We start from the raw sequence: 15884 nt of genomic DNA on the forward strand, positions 1-15884 counted from the left end.
GAAGCTCGCAACTGCTCCACCTATAACAACAATCCATTGCTCACAAGGACGACCATGTGAACGCTGTCAGTAAATCGATTCTGGTGGTCGACGATGACCAGGAGATTTGCGAGTTGCTGCAAGCCTACCTGAGCCGATCCGGTTTTCAGGTGCGCACGGTCGGCGATGGGGCGGAGTTTCGTCAGGCATTCAACGAAGAGGCCAGCGACCTGCTGATTCTCGACGTGATGCTCCCTGATGAAGATGGCTTCAGCCTGTGTCGTTGGGTCAGGCAGCATCCGCGTCAACCGCATATTCCCATCATCATGCTCACCGCCAGCTCCGACGAGGCTGATCGCGTCATTGGTCTGGAGCTCGGCGCCGATGATTACATGGCCAAACCCTTCAGCCCCCGTGAGCTTCAGGCCCGGATCAAAGCCCTGTTGCGCCGTGCCCAGTTCGGCCAGGAACGCAGCGGCGGTGAAGTGCTGGTGTTCGATGAATGGCGGCTGGACATGGTCAGTCATCGGCTGTTTCACAACGATGGTGAAGAAGTGATTTTGTCCGGCGCTGATTTCGCGCTGCTCAAACTGTTTCTCGACAACCCCCAACAGATTCTCGATCGCGACACCATCGGCAACGCCACCCGTGGCCGTGAGCTGATGCCGCTGGAGCGCATCGTCGACATGGCGGTCAGCCGCCTGCGTCAGCGTTTGCGTGACACTGGCAAGGCCCCGCGATTGATCCGCACCGTGCGAGGCAGTGGTTATCTGCTGGCAGCCAATGTCCTCCCCCAAGCCGGCAACGGTTACTGATACTCAATGGTGACCGACAGGAAACGCCGCTTGCCGGTGCCGCGTTCGCTGCTCGGACGCATGCTGCTGCTGACCTTGCTCGCCGTGTTGCTGGCGCAAACCCTGTCCAGCCTGATCTGGCTTTCGCAACTGCGCGCCACGCAGATGGAAGGCCTGGTCACCAGCGCCCGCAGTCTGGGTTTTTCCATGGCGGCGAGTGTGAGTTACTTCCGCTCGCTCCCCGTTGCGTTTCGGCCGCTGGTGCTCGATCAATTGCGCAGCATGGGCGGCACGCGTTTCTTTGTGTCGCTCAACGATCGGCCGCTGGAAATGCAGGTGCTTGAGCCCACCGTGCGCAAGACGGCGGTCATCGATGTGGTCGGTCAGGTGCTGCGGCAAAACCTCGGCGCTGATCCCGACATCCTCGTGCGCTTCGTGCGTCCCGAAGACCTGCGCATTTTCAACAGCGGTCTCAGACTCGACGAACTTCCACGCTCATGGGCCCATTACGCGCTGACCCTTGAACCGGTCAATCCGCCCGTGCTGGTCACGCAAATCGAGCTGTCGCCCGGCGAATGGCTGTACATCGCCTCGCTGCTGCCTGAGCCCTACACCATGCTCGAAGCGGAAGGCCTGCCCTCGCAGCAAGTCTGGTTCATTGCTTTGACCAGTATTTTTCTGCTGGTCTTCATCGGTCTGCTGGTGCACTGGCAGAGCGGCCCGCTCAAGCGTCTGGCCCATGCCGCGCGGGATCTGTCGTTGGGTGCCGACGTCGAGCCGGTGGTGGAGGGCGGCGGCAGTGAAGTGGTGGAAGTGACCCGCGCGTTCAACACCATGCGCGATCGCATCAGCCGTTACCTGACCGAACGCGGCCAGCTCTTCAGCGCGATTTCCCACGACCTGCGCACCCCGATCACTCGCTTGCGGCTGCGCGTCGAGCTGCTCGAAGACGAACAGATGCAGGCCAAATTCACCCGTGACCTGGATGAGCTGGAGTTGCTGGTCAAAGGCGCGTTGCAGTGCGTGAAGGACACCGACATTCACGAGAACATCGAGCCGGTCGACCTCAATCACGCGCTGGATTGCCTGATCGAGCCCTATCTCTCCGCTGACGGTGCAGGCCGTGTCACGTTGCACGGCAAGGCGATGTCGATGTACTACGGCAAGCCCCTGGCGCTGCGCCGGTGCATGGGCAACCTGATCGATAACGCCATCAAATACGGCGACCGTGCGCACCTGTTCGTTGAAGACGACGCCGATGCGTTCATTCTTCACGTCGAGGACGAAGGCCCGGGCGTGCCTGAACAGCGAATGGAACAAGTCTTCGAACCGCACTTCCGGCTGGCCGGCAAACACCAGCAGGGTTACGGGCTGGGGCTCGGGATCGCCCGCAATATTGCCCACAGCCACGGCGGCGAAGTGACGTTGCAGAACATGCGCGAGGGCGGGTTGCGGGTCACGCTCTATCTGCCGCGTGGTGTGGAGTAATCCGGTCCCTTTCCCCAATGTCACAGCCCTGTGACATTTGCGCATCCCTTCGTTACCGTCCGCTCTAACCCCTTGGTTAGAATCCACGCAGCGCAAGCGCCACGACTTGCTCATGCATAACAACAAGAAAGGTCAGATATGAATTCGATTTCCCGTCTCGCTGCACTTATTTCCCTCGCCTCGTTGTTCCCTCTGAGCGCCATGGCAGCTGATGCCAAAGGCACCGTCGAAGTTGTGCACTGGTGGACGTCCGGTGGCGAAAAAGCCGCTGTCGATGTGCTCCGCGCGCAAGTTGAAAAAGACGGTTTCACCTGGAAAGACGGCGCCGTCGCAGGCGGCGGCGGTGCAACCGCAATGACCGTGCTCAAGAGCCGCGCCGTTGCTGGCAACCCGCCTGGCGTTGCCCAGATCAAAGGCCCGGACATCCAGGAATGGGCCTCTACCGGCCTGCTTGATACCGACGTGCTTAAAAACGTCTCCAAAGAGGAGAAGTGGGACAGCCTGCTGGACAAGAAAGTCTCCGACACCGTGAAGTACGACGGTGACTACGTCGCCGTGCCGGTGAACATCCACCGCGTCAACTGGCTGTGGATCAACCCGGAAGTCTTCAAGAAAGCCGGTATCGAAAAAGCCCCTACCACCCTCGAAGAATTCTACGCAGCGGGCGACAAGCTCAAAGCGGCAGGCTTCATCCCTCTGGCCCACGGTGGCCAGCCTTGGCAGGACAGCACTGTTTTTGAAGCCGTCGTTCTCTCTGTCATGGGCGCTGATGGTTACAAAAAGGCACTGGTCGACCTCGACAACGCTGCGCTGACCGGCCCTGAAATGGTCAAGTCGCTCACCGAGCTGAAGAAAGTCGCCACCTACATGGATGCCGACGGCAAAGGCCAGGACTGGAACCTGGAAGCCGCCAAAGTCATCAACGGCAAGGCCGGCATGCAGATCATGGGTGACTGGGCCAAGAGTGAATGGACCGCTGCCAAGAAAGTCGCCGGCAAGGACTACGAGTGCGTAGCGTTCCCGGGCACCGACAAGGCGTTCACCTACAACATCGACTCCCTGGCTGTGTTCAAGCAGAAGGATGCAGGTACTGCTGCCGGTCAGCAGGACATCGCCAAGGTCGTGTTGGGTGAAAACTTCCAGAAAGTCTTCAGCATCAACAAGGGCTCGATCCCGGTTCGCAACGACATGCTGGCTGACATGGGCAAGTACGGTTTTGACTCGTGCGCCCAGACCGCTGCCAAGGACTTCCTGGCTGACGCCAAAACCGGCGGCCTGCAACCAAGCATGGCGCACAACATGGCCACCACACTGGCCGTGCAGGGCGCTTTCTTTGACGTCGTGACCAACTTCATCAACGACCCGAAAGCCGATCCGGCCGACGCGGCGAAGAAGCTGGGCGCTGCGATCAAGTCTGCCAAGTAAGCCGTAACACCCCTTGCTCCATGTAGGAGTGAGCTTGCTCGCGATGGCGTCATGTCAGCCAATACAGACGGCACTGACACACCGCCTCGCGAGCAAGCTCACTCCCACAGACGGCGGCGTGTTTGCACTCTTCATTCTTCTGTACTGGATTTCACCATGAGTTCTGTTGCTGTGTTCAGCAAAGCCTCGCCGTTCGATGCACTGCAGCGCTGGCTACCCAAACTGGTGCTGGCGCCCAGCATGTTCATCGTATTGGTGGGCTTCTACGGCTATATCCTGTGGACGTTCGTTCTGTCGTTCACCAACTCGACTTTCCTGCCGACCTACAAATTCGTGGGTCTGGCGCAATACGCGCGGTTGTTCGACAACGACCGCTGGTGGGTAGCCAGCAAAAACCTCGCGGTGTTCGGTGGCATGTTCATCGGCATCAGCATGGTGGTTGGCGTGCTGCTGGCGGTCTTCCTGGATCAGCGCATCCGCCGCGAAGGCTTTATCCGCACCATTTATCTGTACCCGATGGCGCTGTCGATGATCGTGACCGGTACGGCCTGGAAATGGCTGCTCAACCCGGGCATGGGCCTGGACAAACTGCTGCGTGACTGGGGCTGGGAAGGCTTCCGCCTGGACTGGCTGATCGATCCGGACCGCGTCGTTTACTGCCTGGTGATCGCTGCGGTATGGCAGGCGTCGGGCTTCATCATGGCGATGTTCCTGGCCGGCCTTCGTGGCGTTGATCAGTCGATCATCCGTGCTGCGCAGATCGACGGCGCGAGCATGCCGAAAATCTACTGGAAGGTCGTGCTGCCAAGCCTGCGTCCGGTGTTCTTCAGTGCGGTCATGATTCTGGCGCACATCGCCATCAAAAGCTTCGACCTGGTCGCGGCCATGACGGCCGGTGGCCCGGGCTACTCGTCTGACCTGCCCGCGATGTTCATGTACTCGTTCACCTTCAGCCGTGGCCAGATGGGCATGGGTTCCGCCAGTGCGATCCTGATGCTCGGCGCGATTCTCGCCATCCTCGTGCCTTATCTGTATTCCGAGCTGAGGGCCAAGCGCAATGACTAGTCTCGCCAACAAGCCCGCCCTCAGCCTGAGCCGCGTCGCCATCTATGCGGTGCTGATCGTTGCGGTATTCATTTATCTGGTGCCGCTGGTGGTGATGCTGCTGACCAGCTTCAAGTCGCCGGAAGACATCGGCAGCGGCAACCTGCTCAGCTGGCCGACCGAAGTGACGGCCATCGGCTGGATCAAAGCCTGGGCGACGGTGAAAGGTTACTTCTGGAACTCGTTCCTGATCACCGTTCCGGCGGTGCTGATCTCCACCACCATTGGTGCGCTGAACGGCTACGTGCTGTCGATGTGGCGCTTCCGCGGTTCGCAGTTGTTCTTCGGTCTGCTGCTGTTCGGTTGCTTCCTGCCGTTCCAGACCGTCCTGCTGCCGGCGTCTTTCACGCTGGGCAAAATGGGCCTGGCCAGCACCACCACAGGTCTCGTGTTCGTCCACGTCGTTTACGGTCTGGCGTTCACCACGCTGTTCTTCCGCAACTACTACGTCAGTATTCCGGACGCACTGGTGAAAGCGGCACGTCTGGATGGCGCCGGCTTCTTCACCATCTTCCGTCGGATCATTCTGCCGATGTCGACGCCGATCATCATGGTCTGCCTGATCTGGCAGTTCACCCAGATCTGGAACGACTTCCTGTTCGGCGTGGTGTTCTCCAGCGGTGATTCGCAGCCGATCACGGTCGCGCTGAACAACCTGGTCAACACCAGCACAGGCGTCAAGGAATACAACGTTGATATGGCGGCGGCGATGATCGCCGGTCTGCCCACCCTGTTGGTCTACGTGGTCGCAGGCAAGTATTTCGTGCGCGGGCTCACGGCCGGCGCAGTCAAGGGGTAATCATGGCAACGCTTGAACTACGCAATGTAAACAAGACTTACGGGGCCGGTTTGCCGGACACCCTGAAGAACATCGAACTCTCCATCAAAGAAGGCGAGTTCCTGATTCTGGTCGGCCCTTCGGGCTGCGGTAAGTCGACCCTGATGAACTGCATCGCCGGGCTGGAAAACATTACCGGCGGCGCGATCATGATCGGTGATCAGGACGTCAGCGGCATGAGCCCGAAGGATCGCGACATCGCGATGGTCTTCCAGTCCTACGCGCTGTACCCGACCATGAGCGTGCGCGAGAACATCGAGTTCGGGCTGAAGATTCGCAAGATGAATCAGGCCGACATCGACGCCGAAGTGGCGCGGGTCGCCAAGCTGCTGCAGATCGAACACCTGCTCAATCGCAAGCCGGGGCAGCTCTCCGGTGGTCAGCAACAGCGCGTGGCCATGGGCCGGGCGCTGGCCCGTCGGCCGAAGATTTACCTGTTCGACGAGCCGCTTTCGAACCTCGATGCCAAGCTGCGCGTCGAGATGCGTACCGAAATGAAGCTGATGCACCAGCGCCTGAAGACCACCACGGTCTACGTGACCCACGACCAGATCGAAGCGATGACACTGGGCGACAAAGTGGCGGTCATGAAGGACGGCATCATTCAGCAGTTCGGCACGCCAAAGCAGATCTACAACGATCCGGCCAACCTGTTCGTGGCCAGCTTCATCGGCTCGCCGCCGATGAACTTCATCCCGCTGCGCCTGCAACGCAAGGACGGTCGCCTCGTCGCGCTGCTCGACAGCGGTCAGGCCCGTTGCGAGCTGCCGATGAGCATGAACGACGCCGGTCTTGAGGACCGTGAGGTGATTCTGGGCCTGCGTCCCGAGCAGATCGTGCTAGCGTCCGGTGATGCTGCCGGTCTGCCGACCATTCGCGCCGAAGTCCAGGTGACCGAGCCGACTGGCCCGGATACGCTGGTATTCGTTACCCTCAACGAGAGCAAGGTCTGCTGCCGTCTGGCGCCGGATATTGCACCCGCTGTGGGCGAGACCTTGACGTTGCAGTTCGATCCGGCGAAGGTTCTGCTGTTCGACGCCAAAACCGGCGAGCGCCTTGGCGTCCTGGCACCGAGTCAGTCGGTGGAGAACATGGGGAATGTCACGCGGCTCAACCGCAACTGATCCCGATGTGCAGGAGCACTGCACAAACGAGCACCTGTGACGGGTGGATGTCTGCCGTACAAAACCCGTCATGCACACGATGTACGTGGTTACAACGCTGTTCAAAAGCTAATAACAATAAAACGAGGATCCAAGGGATGAAAAAGGTACGTAACAAGTCGCTTAACCAGTTTCAGCTGATCGGTGGGTTGTCTGTCCTGAGCGCGTTGACGATTTCCGGAACGGCGTCTGCAATGGAGCCTTTCAAAGCCAGCGAGCACATGACCGGCGATTGGGGTGGTCTGCGTCAAGAGCTGTACGACAAGGGTTACGACTTCCCGATCGAGTACGTGGGCGAAGCCGCCTCCAACCTCAACGGTGGTTATAACGACGACAGAACCGGCCGCTACAGCGACCAGTTTGCGTTCGGCGTACAAATGGACCTGCAAAAAATCCTCGGCTGGCACGACGCAGAGTTCAAGCTCGCGATCACCGAGCGTAGCGGCAACAACATCTCCAACGACCGTATCGGCGATCCGCGTGCCGGCACGCTCAGTTCCTCCCAGGAAGTCTGGGGCCGTGGCCAGACCTGGCGTCTGACCCAGATGTGGGTCAAGCAGAAGTACTTCGACGGCAAGCTGGACATCAAGGTTGGTCGTTTCGGTGAAGGCGAAGACTTCAACAGCTTCCCTTGCGACTTCCAGAACCTTTCGTTCTGCGGCTCGCAAGTCGGTAACTACGTCAACACCTGGTACAACTGGCCTGTCAGCCAGTGGGCTGCCCGCGTGAAGTACAACATCACGCCTGAGTTGTTCGCCCAGATCGGCGTCTACGAGCAGAACCCTTCGTACCTCGAAACCGGCAACAGCTTCAAACTCAGCGGCAGCGGCTCCAAAGGCACCGTCGTACCGGTTGAAGTGGTGTGGTCGCCAAACGTCAACTCTCTGCCAGGCGAATACCGTCTGGGCTACTACGTGAGTAACCCGAGCGCCGACGATCTCTACGAGAACGAAAACGGTCAGCCACAGGCAATCGCCGGCGGTGACTTCAAGTCCCACAAAGACAAGCACGGCTGGTGGGTCGTGGCTCAGCAACAGCTGACCGCGCACAACGGCGACGCATCCCGTGGTCTGAGCATTTTCGCCAACGCGACTGTGCATGACAAAGCCACCAACTTCGTCGACAACTACCAGCAGGTCGGCTTCGTCTACAAAGGCCCGTTCGATGCACGTCCGAAGGATGACATCGGTATCGGCGTCGCGCGTATCCACGTGAACGATGATGCCCAGGACAACCGTCGTCTGGTCAACGCCGTCAACGGCATCGAAGACTACGACAACCCAGGCTACCTGCCGATCCAGAAGACCGAATACAACTCGGAAATCTACTACGGCGTGCACGTAACCGACTGGCTGACCGTGCGTCCTAACCTGCAGTACGTGAAGAGCCCGGGCGGTGTGGACGACGTTCAGAACGCACTGGTTGCCGGTATCAAGATTCAATCGAAGTTCTAAGTTAAGCGGACGCTCCTCCGCGCTCCACAAACGATCAAGGGTCGTGTGTGCTTTACGGGCAGCCAAGCTGCCCGTTTTTTTTCGCGCTATTTAATCCGTAGCAATGGCTCCGCGTTCGGGGCATTTTTTCTCGCGTGACGAGTGACCGCCATCTGGAGTGCGACAACGATGCCCTTCAGGGACCCCGGCTCAACCGAGCACCCTCTTCAGCGTTTCTTCACCTCGGTGCGACCGCAACCGACCTTTCAGTGGGAACGTTACCAACAGCGTGATGTGCTGGTGATCAATCATGCGCAGTGCCAGGCCGTGTTCAGTCGGCAGGGCGCTCAGCTGTTGCATTTTGAACCTGCCGGGCAGAAGCCTTGGCTGTGGTGTGCCGCCCACTGGCCTCTGGTCGGCGCGATCCGCGGTGGCGTGCCGGTTAGTTGGCCCTGGGTCGGACGTCATCCGGGGGAGAGTGGTTGGCCGGCCAACGGCTGGGGCCGACTCCTCGACTGGAAACTGGTCGAAAGCCACGAGCACGAGGCGGGCGTCACATTGCGCTGGCAACTCAAGCTGTGGGACTGGCAGGCCGATCTTTATGCCGAGCTCGGGCATTCGATGGACCTGCGCCTGGAGACGCGTCACGACGACAGCGAGCCTTGTCACTTCGGCCATGGCTTGCACGCCTACTGGCGCATCAGTGATGTGGCGGACGTCGCTTTGCAGGGGCTCGACGGTGCCCACGGCTATGACGAACTCAGTCGCAGCGCTTGCGAGCAGCGGGGCGAGCTTCGGGTTCATGGCAGTTGTCAGCGGGTGTTCGAGCATGCAGGCCTGTTGGAACTACAAGACGACGCCTGGCAGCGGCGGTTGAGCATCGACACCGGCGACAGCGACAGCACCGTCGTCTGGCACCCCGGCAGCCGACCCTTGCTTGGCGTGGGCTGCGATGAAGCGATGGGTTTCTTGCGCGTCGAGGCGGCGTCGGGTGTGGATGATTGCTTGAGCCTGGCGCCCGGGCAGCACGCCAGCTTAAGCCTGCAGGCAAGCCTGGTTCATTGAGTGTGGGAGCGGGGGATCGCCTGCAAATGAGGCGTTCCCTTAATTCAGCTCATCGTCCGCCGGGTACCGGCTCGCGTTCAGGCTTTCCTTGATCTTGCGCAGGTGCGGCTGGAAGTCGACGCCCCGACGCAGGGTCATGCCGGTCGCCAGCACATCCAGCACTGTCAGCTGGACGATCCTCGACGTCATGGGCATATAGATGTCGGTGTCTTCCGGCAGCGGAATGTTCAGGCTCAACGTGCTGGCCTTCGCCAGCGGCGAGTCGGCAGCGGTCAGGCCCAGCACCGACGCGCCATTTTCACGGGCGATGCGCGCCACTTCGACCAGCTCGCGTGTGCGCCCGGTGTAGGAAATGATCACGAACAGCTCGCCGGTGTGGGCCACCGAGGCCAGCATGCGCTGCACCAGCACGTCGGCGTGGGCCGTGACGGCGAGATTGAAGCGGAAGAATTTATGCTGCGCGTCCAATGCCACCGGCGCCGAAGCCCCGAGGCCGAAGAAGTGAATCTGCCGAGCCTGAATCAGCAGGTCGACCGCTTTGCTGATCAGGTTGGGGTCAAGCACCTGGCACACGCTGTCGAGGGACGCGATGGCGCTGCCGAAGATCTTGCGGGTGTAGGCTTCCGGGTTGTCATCGGCTTCCACGGCGCGGCTGACGTAGGCGGCGCCGCTGGCCAGGCTCTGGGCCAGTTGCAGCTTCAGCTCGGGATAGCCGCTGACATCAAACGAGCGGCAGAAACGGTTGACCGTCGGTTCACTGACCTTCGCGGCCTGGGCCAGCGCAGCGATGCTGAACCGGGTGGCCTGCTGCGGATTGCTCAGAATCGCCTCGGCGACCTTGCGCTCGGCCTTGTTCAGCTCTTCCAGACGACTCTGGATCTGCTCCAGAAGATTGCGTACGCGGTCCATTGTTTGTCCTTCTGATGAAACGGCGACAGGCCGGTCGACAGGCCTTTATTTGCAGTGAGGGAATTTCGGCCTTTAGCCTGTCGCAAAGGTGGCCTATCGTACTGAGGGCCTGTGGTGATCACCACTCTAATGTGGTTAAGGTGGGAATGTTGTGGTTATTACTACATTCGGCCTTGAGTAACGCCTTTAAAAAAGGTATTTGTAGCTTAACTTGATAAAAGAACCAACATTATGCTCTCGATTACGGTTGAACCGTGCACTTTTGCGTTGTTTGGCGCCTTGGGTGACCTGGCGGTACGCAAACTGTTTCCTGCGTTGTACCAGCTTGATCGAGCTGGACTGCTGCATGCCGAGACCCGAATTATTGCGTTGGCCCGTGAGCCGGGGACTCCTGAGGAGCACCTGGCTTACATTGATAAAAGCCTGCGTCGCTTCGTCCCCGAGGCGCAGCTTGAGACTGAACACGTGGAGCGTTTTCAGGCCCGCCTGAGTTACCTGCATGTGGACTTCCTCAAAGGCGAGGACTACGTCGCGCTTGCCGAAGCCGTGGGCGACGCGCCGACCATGATTGCCTACTTCGCGACACCGGCGTCGGTCTATGGCGCCATCTGCGAAAACCTCGCGCTGGTCGGCCTGACCGATCGCACCCGCGCTGTGCTGGAAAAACCCATCGGACATGACCTCGCGTCTTCCCGTCGCGTCAACGATGCCGTCGCCAAGTTCCTGCCTGAAACCCGCATCTACCGGATCGACCACTATCTGGGCAAGGACACGGTGCAAAACCTCATTGCCCTGCGGTTTGCCAACAGCCTGTTCGAGACACAGTGGAACCAGAACCACATCTCCCACGTGGAAATCACCGTGGCGGAGAAGGTCGGCATCGAAGGGCGCTGGGGCTATTTCGACCAGGCCGGTCAGCTGCGTGACATGATCCAGAACCACCTTTTGCAGCTGCTGTGCCTGATCGCGATGGACCCGCCCAGCGACCTGTCCGCCGACAGTATTCGTGACGAGAAGGTGAAAGTGCTCAAGGCACTGGCGCCTTTCACCCCGGAGCGTCTGGCCACCCAGGTGGTGCGCGGTCAGTACATCGCCGGCTACAGCGAGGGCAAGCCGGTGCCGGGTTATCTGGAGGAAGAAAACTCCAATACCCAGAGCGACACGGAAACCTTCGTCGCCATTCGTGCCGATATCCGTAACTGGCGCTGGTCGGGCGTGCCGTTCTATCTGCGTACCGGCAAGCGCATGCCGCAGAAGCTGTCGCAGATCGTGATCCACTTCAAAGAGCCGCCGCATTACATCTTTGCCCCTGAGCAGCGCTTGCAGATCAGCAACCGCCTGATCATCCGGCTGCAGCCCGATGAAGGCATCTCGCTGCAAGTGATGACCAAGGATCAGGGCCTGGACAAAGGCATGCAGCTGCGCAGCAACCCTTTGCAACTGAGCTTCTCCGATGCCTACCGCAGCGCCCGTGTGCCGGACGCCTACGAGCGGTTGTTGCTGGAGGTCATGCGGGGCAATCAAAACCTGTTTGTCCGCAAAGACGAAATCGAATACGCCTGGCAATGGTGCGACCAGTTGATCGCTGGCTGGAAAAAGGCGGGCGATGCGCCCAAGCCTTACCCCGCTGGTTCCTGGGGGCCGATGAGCTCCATTGCTTTGATTACGCGTGACGGGAGATCCTGGTATGGCGATATGTGAACTTGAATTTCCGGCGGGCCTGAAGGCCCACGAATTCGATAACCCCGAAGTGCTGGCGAACGCGCTGGCCGATCACGTGGCCGAGCGACTCACAGCTGCGATTTCCAGCAACCCCCAGGGCACGGCCACGTTGGTGGTGTCCGGCGGCAAAAGCCCGGTGGCGTTTTTCAAGGCGCTGGCGCAGAAGCCACTCGAGTGGTCGAAAGTCTGCGTGAGTCTGGCCGACGAGCGTTGGGTGCCCGTCGAACACGCCGACAGCAACGAAGGCCTGCTCAAGCGTTTCCTGCTTCAGGGGCCAGCGGCGGAAGCGGAGTTCTTCAGCCTCTATCGTCCGACCACGACGGTGGACGAAGCTGCAGCGGCGACTGACGAGGCGCTCAAGGCGCTGCCTAAGATTGACGTGCTGATTCTGGGCATGGGCGATGACGGGCATACCGCGTCGCTGTTCCCCAACAGCCCGCATCTGCAAGAAGCGCTGGACCTCCACAGCGATCGTCGTTGCCTGCCCATGCTCGCACCGACCGTCCCCCATCAGCGCCTGACCCTGACGCGTCCGGTCCTGGCGTCGGCAGCGACCACCATCCTGTCCGTCTCCGGTCAGGCCAAACTCGACACATTGCGCGCTGCACTGGCAGGCGATGACCTCGCCGAAATGCCAGTGCGCGCGTTCCTCAACCCGTCTCTAGAGATCTACTGGTGCCCATAAGCAAAGGATCAGCCGCCATGGAAAATACCCAAGTGAAACAGCCGTTGAATAGCATGGCGAGCAAGATTGCCCAGATCGACGCACTCTGCGCGAAAGCGAAGATTCTGCCGGTCATTACCATTGCCCGCGAACAGGATGTCCTGCCGCTGGCCGATGCCCTGGCCGCTGGCGGCCTGAATGCGCTGGAAATAACCCTGCGTTCCGAGTTCGGGCTCAAAGCCATTCGCATGCTGCGTGATGCGCGTCCTGAGCTGAGCGTCGGCGCCGGCACCATTCTCGACCGCCACATGCTCAAGGCGGCCGAGGAGGCGGGTTCACAGTTCATCGTCACCCCCGGCAGCACCCAGGATCTGCTGGAAGCCGCCGCGCTCAGCGAATTGCCGCTGCTGCCAGGCATCAGCAGCGCTTCGGAAATCATGATCGGTTACGCGCTGGGCTATCGCCGCTTCAAGCTGTTCCCGGCGGAAATCAGTGGCGGTGTTGGTGCGATCAAGGCACTGGGCGGTCCATTCCCGGAAGTGCGCTTCTGCCCAACCGGCGGCGTCAGTGCGGCCAACCTGAAAAGCTACATGGCGCTGCCCAACGTGATGTGCGTCGGCGGCACCTGGATGATCGATAACGCGTGGGTGAAGAACGGCGACTGGCAGCGGATTACCGACGCCACGGCCGAAGCCATCGCGTTGTTCGACTGAGTGTGAATTTGCCGGTCAGGCTCCGCTTTCGACAGCTTCCGTTCAAGTGGAGGCTGGTTAACTGCTGAGCATGATCCGTTTATGGCGCCCTGTCGGGGCGTTGCTGCAGAAGTCGTTGTTGCATGGCTTTTTTACGGTGTTCCTTGGTCGGGAACGCCGTTTTTTTTGCGCCTTTCATACGTAATACATATGTACCGCACAGGCAGCGGCAGGAGCGCTTATCTTTGCCGCTCCTTTGTAGTTCGTTTCTCGATGGATTTACGGCGCCTTCGTCATGAAGGCGCCGTCTTTTTTTCTACGGGCTCACCGAAGGCTTTGATCCCGGCGCGGCCACTCGGGAGCTGACCCTATGCCAGCGCACGAAGTGCTGCCACCAACTGCTCGACATCCCTTGCCGATGTGGTGAATCCGGGCGTAATGCGGATGCACGTCCCGCAGGCCGAGCCTTCACGCGTCACCGCAAAAATGCCGTGCTCATCCAGCAGGCGCTTGACCATGAGTTCCTGATCCGCGTGACGGCTGAAGCGGAATGACGTGATGCCGCAATAGAGCCGAGGGTCGTCCGGCGTCAGCACGTCGATGCCTTCGATGGTCCGCGCCTGAGTGACCCACAGGTCTCGCAGATAGGCCAAACGTGCGCCTTTGGCGGGTGCGCCGCCCATGGCGCGATGGTCGGCGAAGACTTTTGGCAGGGTCATCAAGGCCGGAATGTTCGGCGTCCCGTAAGGTACGCGACCGAGGATATCGTCAGCACTGTAGCGCTCGTCGGCCATGTCGGGGTCGATGGCGCTCAGGCGTTCCTCCTTCACGTAGATAAAACCCAGGCTCAGCGGTGCGCCAATCCATTTCTGCAGGTTGAATCCGGCGAACGACACGCCAAGGTCAGCCAGTTCGAAATCCAGCAGGCCTAGCGCGTGGGCGCCATCCAGAATGACTTCGATGCCGTGGGCCTTGGCCAGCTCGGCGATCGCTTTCACCGGCATTACCAGACCCGTGCGATGAGTGACGTAGGTCAGCGCCACCAGCTTAAGCCGCGGGTGTGCGGCAAAGGCGTCGCGGTAAGTTTGCAGCAGCCCGTCATGGCTGGCGGGGTGTTGGTGAGTGACCTCAATGACCTCCACGCCGCGATTCTTCGCCAGCCAACGCATGCCGGTCTGCACGCTGTTGTAATCCAGGTCGCTTACCAACACCTGGTCACCTGCCACGAGGCCGTTGTAGTTGCGAATCAGCGCTTGCACCGACTCGGACGCGGAGCGGGTGATGGCCACTTCGCGGACTGGCACGTTCAGCAGATCGGCAAGGTCGGCGCGAATGGTCTCGCTGTCCTCGGTATCGAACTTCTGCCGCACGTAGACCGAGTTGCTCCGATTGACGTAAGCGAGGTTCTGCTCGTAATCCTTGAGTGCTGCGCGGGTCATACGGCCGAAATAGCCGTATTCGAAATTGACCGGCCCGGGCTCGACGTCGTACTGCGCCGCAACCTGCTGCCAGAACGCTTCGTCCCGAGCCTGTTCATCCGCCAATTCCGTTATTGCGTATGCAGTGCTGTTCATCAAGCGGCTCGCTTTTATCTATGGGCGTTTAGTTGAAGCGTATGGGGGCTTTCGGCATGCCCTGGCGCAGCGGCTCGCGGGGCCGCGTGCGCAGCGGGTCCAGCAATGCCGAGAGGCCGTTGTGATCGATTTCATGCATCAGGGCCAACAGGCTGCCCAACTCTCCAGCCGGAAAACCTTGTCGGGCGAACCAGTTCAGGTAATCACCTGGCAAGTCTGCCAGCAACCTTCCCTGATACTTACCGAACGGCATTTCGCGTGTGACTAACAACTTCAATTCCTCTGGATTCATCCAATAACCGTTTATCCGTTCGAGTGAACTTGAACGATACGTGCATTCTGCAATTGCTCATACACACAGATCATGCAGAAAGCGCGGCGCAACTGTCGCTTGATATTGTTAAGTCATTGAAAAATATAGATATTATTTATCGGCTAAAGCTGGCACGCACAGTGCAATATCCCCTCTATCGAGTGTTTCGTTAACAAGACCTTTGATAAACCTGCCAGAAAGGAACCGCAAAATGTCGGATATCAACAAAGAAGCCATCTCTATTCTGAATGACTTGATCGAAACCAGCATTGACGGTGAGAAAGGTTTTCACACTGCTGCTGAAGACGCCAAGAACCCGGAAATCAAGGCTTACCTGCTCTCCCGTTCTTCTGGCTGCAAGACTTCCGTTGCCGAGCTGCAAGCTGAAGTGCGTGCACTGGGCGGCGATCCAGAAGACTCCTCCAGCATTGCTGGCGGCGCACACCGTCTTTGGGTCAACCTGAAAAGCGCTTTGAGTGGCAAGAACGACGAAGCAGTCCTGAATGAAGTCGAAAGCGGTGAAGATCACGCGCTGAAGGCTTACAAAAAGGCCGCACAGGAAGCGACTGAGAAGAACCTCCCAGTCAACGTCACTACCCTGATCCAGCGTCAGCTGCAGGGCGTGCAAGCGAACCACGACAAGGTCAAAGCCCTGCGTGATACCGTTCGTGCTGCCAACAAGTAATTTGTAGCCGCTCGAAAAAACGCCAGCCAGTCTGGC

Annotated in this window: 15 protein-coding genes; 12 read left to right on the top strand and 3 right to left on the bottom strand. The window is 59.7% G+C overall.

Features of this window, described 5'->3' with window-relative positions; genetic code table 11:
• Positions 1 to 56 precede the first annotated feature (56 nt).
• The 8 genes from AC07RO_RS00925 to AC07RO_RS00960 all read left to right on the top strand — a co-directional run bounded on the left by AC07RO_RS00925 (position 57) and on the right by AC07RO_RS00960 (position 9289).
• A complete protein-coding gene (locus tag AC07RO_RS00925; protein ID WP_122535887.1) occupies positions 57 to 794 on the top strand; it encodes a response regulator in 738 nt (245 codons plus the stop codon).
• A gap of 6 nt (positions 795 to 800) precedes the next feature.
• Positions 801 to 2261: an ATP-binding protein gene (locus tag AC07RO_RS00930; RefSeq protein WP_282369619.1), complete on the top strand. Its 1461-nt coding sequence runs from the start codon at positions 801 to 803 to the stop codon at positions 2259 to 2261.
• 138 nt (positions 2262 to 2399) lie between these two features.
• A complete protein-coding gene (locus AC07RO_RS00935; RefSeq protein ID WP_122535890.1) occupies positions 2400 to 3686 on the top strand; it encodes an ABC transporter substrate-binding protein in 1287 nt (428 codons plus the stop codon).
• 156 nt (positions 3687 to 3842) lie between these two features.
• Positions 3843 to 4751 (top strand): carbohydrate ABC transporter permease, encoded by a 909-nt coding sequence (locus AC07RO_RS00940; protein WP_037014845.1) that lies wholly within the window; start codon positions 3843 to 3845, stop codon positions 4749 to 4751.
• The gene (locus tag AC07RO_RS00945) at positions 4744 to 5589 is read left to right on the top strand and encodes a carbohydrate ABC transporter permease (protein WP_133772127.1); all 846 of its coding nucleotides are present in this window, start codon (positions 4744 to 4746) and stop codon (positions 5587 to 5589) included. Before AC07RO_RS00940 ends, AC07RO_RS00945 begins: the two co-directional genes overlap by 8 nt.
• Before the next feature lie 2 nt (positions 5590 to 5591).
• Positions 5592 to 6752, top strand: coding sequence for an ABC transporter ATP-binding protein (locus AC07RO_RS00950; RefSeq protein WP_122535892.1), 1161 nt, complete (start codon positions 5592 to 5594; stop codon positions 6750 to 6752).
• A 137-nt stretch (positions 6753 to 6889) separates the two neighbouring features.
• The gene (locus AC07RO_RS00955) at positions 6890 to 8245 is read left to right on the top strand and encodes a carbohydrate porin (RefSeq protein ID WP_192171796.1); all 1356 of its coding nucleotides are present in this window, start codon (positions 6890 to 6892) and stop codon (positions 8243 to 8245) included.
• A 168-nt stretch (positions 8246 to 8413) separates the two neighbouring features.
• Entirely contained in the window at positions 8414 to 9289 is an 876-nt protein-coding gene (locus AC07RO_RS00960) for an aldose epimerase family protein (protein WP_495085072.1), read from the top strand.
• Positions 9290 to 9328: 39 nt separating this feature from the next.
• Here AC07RO_RS00960 and AC07RO_RS00965 read toward each other — a convergent pair whose 3' ends face one another.
• Positions 9329 to 10198, bottom strand: a complete 870-nt coding sequence (locus AC07RO_RS00965) for a MurR/RpiR family transcriptional regulator (protein ID WP_065992054.1) — start codon at positions 10196 to 10198, stop codon at positions 9329 to 9331.
• Positions 10199 to 10429: 231 nt separating this feature from the next.
• Between AC07RO_RS00965 and zwf the strand changes: the two genes are divergently transcribed.
• From zwf to AC07RO_RS00980, 3 genes are read left to right on the top strand one after another with little or no spacing between them, the layout of a single operon-like run.
• On the top strand, positions 10430 to 11899 hold the full coding sequence (gene zwf / locus AC07RO_RS00970; protein ID WP_122535895.1) for a glucose-6-phosphate dehydrogenase: 1470 nt from the start codon (positions 10430 to 10432) through the stop codon (positions 11897 to 11899).
• A complete protein-coding gene (gene pgl / locus AC07RO_RS00975) occupies positions 11886 to 12605 on the top strand; it encodes a 6-phosphogluconolactonase (protein WP_463583378.1) in 720 nt (239 codons plus the stop codon). The genes zwf and pgl overlap by 14 nt, the downstream gene beginning before the upstream one ends.
• A 17-nt stretch (positions 12606 to 12622) precedes the next feature.
• Positions 12623 to 13297: a bifunctional 4-hydroxy-2-oxoglutarate aldolase/2-dehydro-3-deoxy-phosphogluconate aldolase gene (locus AC07RO_RS00980; protein WP_122535897.1), complete on the top strand. Its 675-nt coding sequence runs from the start codon at positions 12623 to 12625 to the stop codon at positions 13295 to 13297.
• A gap of 347 nt (positions 13298 to 13644) precedes the next feature.
• On the opposite strand, the gene AC07RO_RS00985 is transcribed toward AC07RO_RS00980, so the two are convergent.
• Together AC07RO_RS00985 and AC07RO_RS00990 are read right to left on the bottom strand one after the other, a co-directional pair.
• The gene (locus AC07RO_RS00985; protein ID WP_495085073.1) at positions 13645 to 14850 is read right to left on the bottom strand and encodes an aminotransferase class V-fold PLP-dependent enzyme; all 1206 of its coding nucleotides are present in this window, start codon (positions 14848 to 14850) and stop codon (positions 13645 to 13647) included.
• A gap of 28 nt (positions 14851 to 14878) precedes the next feature.
• On the bottom strand, positions 14879 to 15142 hold the full coding sequence (locus AC07RO_RS00990; protein ID WP_495085074.1) for a DUF3820 family protein: 264 nt from the start codon (positions 15140 to 15142) through the stop codon (positions 14879 to 14881).
• A gap of 232 nt (positions 15143 to 15374) precedes the next feature.
• Between AC07RO_RS00990 and AC07RO_RS00995 the strand changes: the two genes are divergently transcribed.
• Positions 15375 to 15848: a PA2169 family four-helix-bundle protein gene (locus AC07RO_RS00995; RefSeq protein WP_192132711.1), complete on the top strand. Its 474-nt coding sequence runs from the start codon at positions 15375 to 15377 to the stop codon at positions 15846 to 15848.
• Positions 15849 to 15884: the final 36 nt, after the last annotated feature.

Source organism: Pseudomonas sp. GW821-FHT07F05, assembly GCF_059418765.1.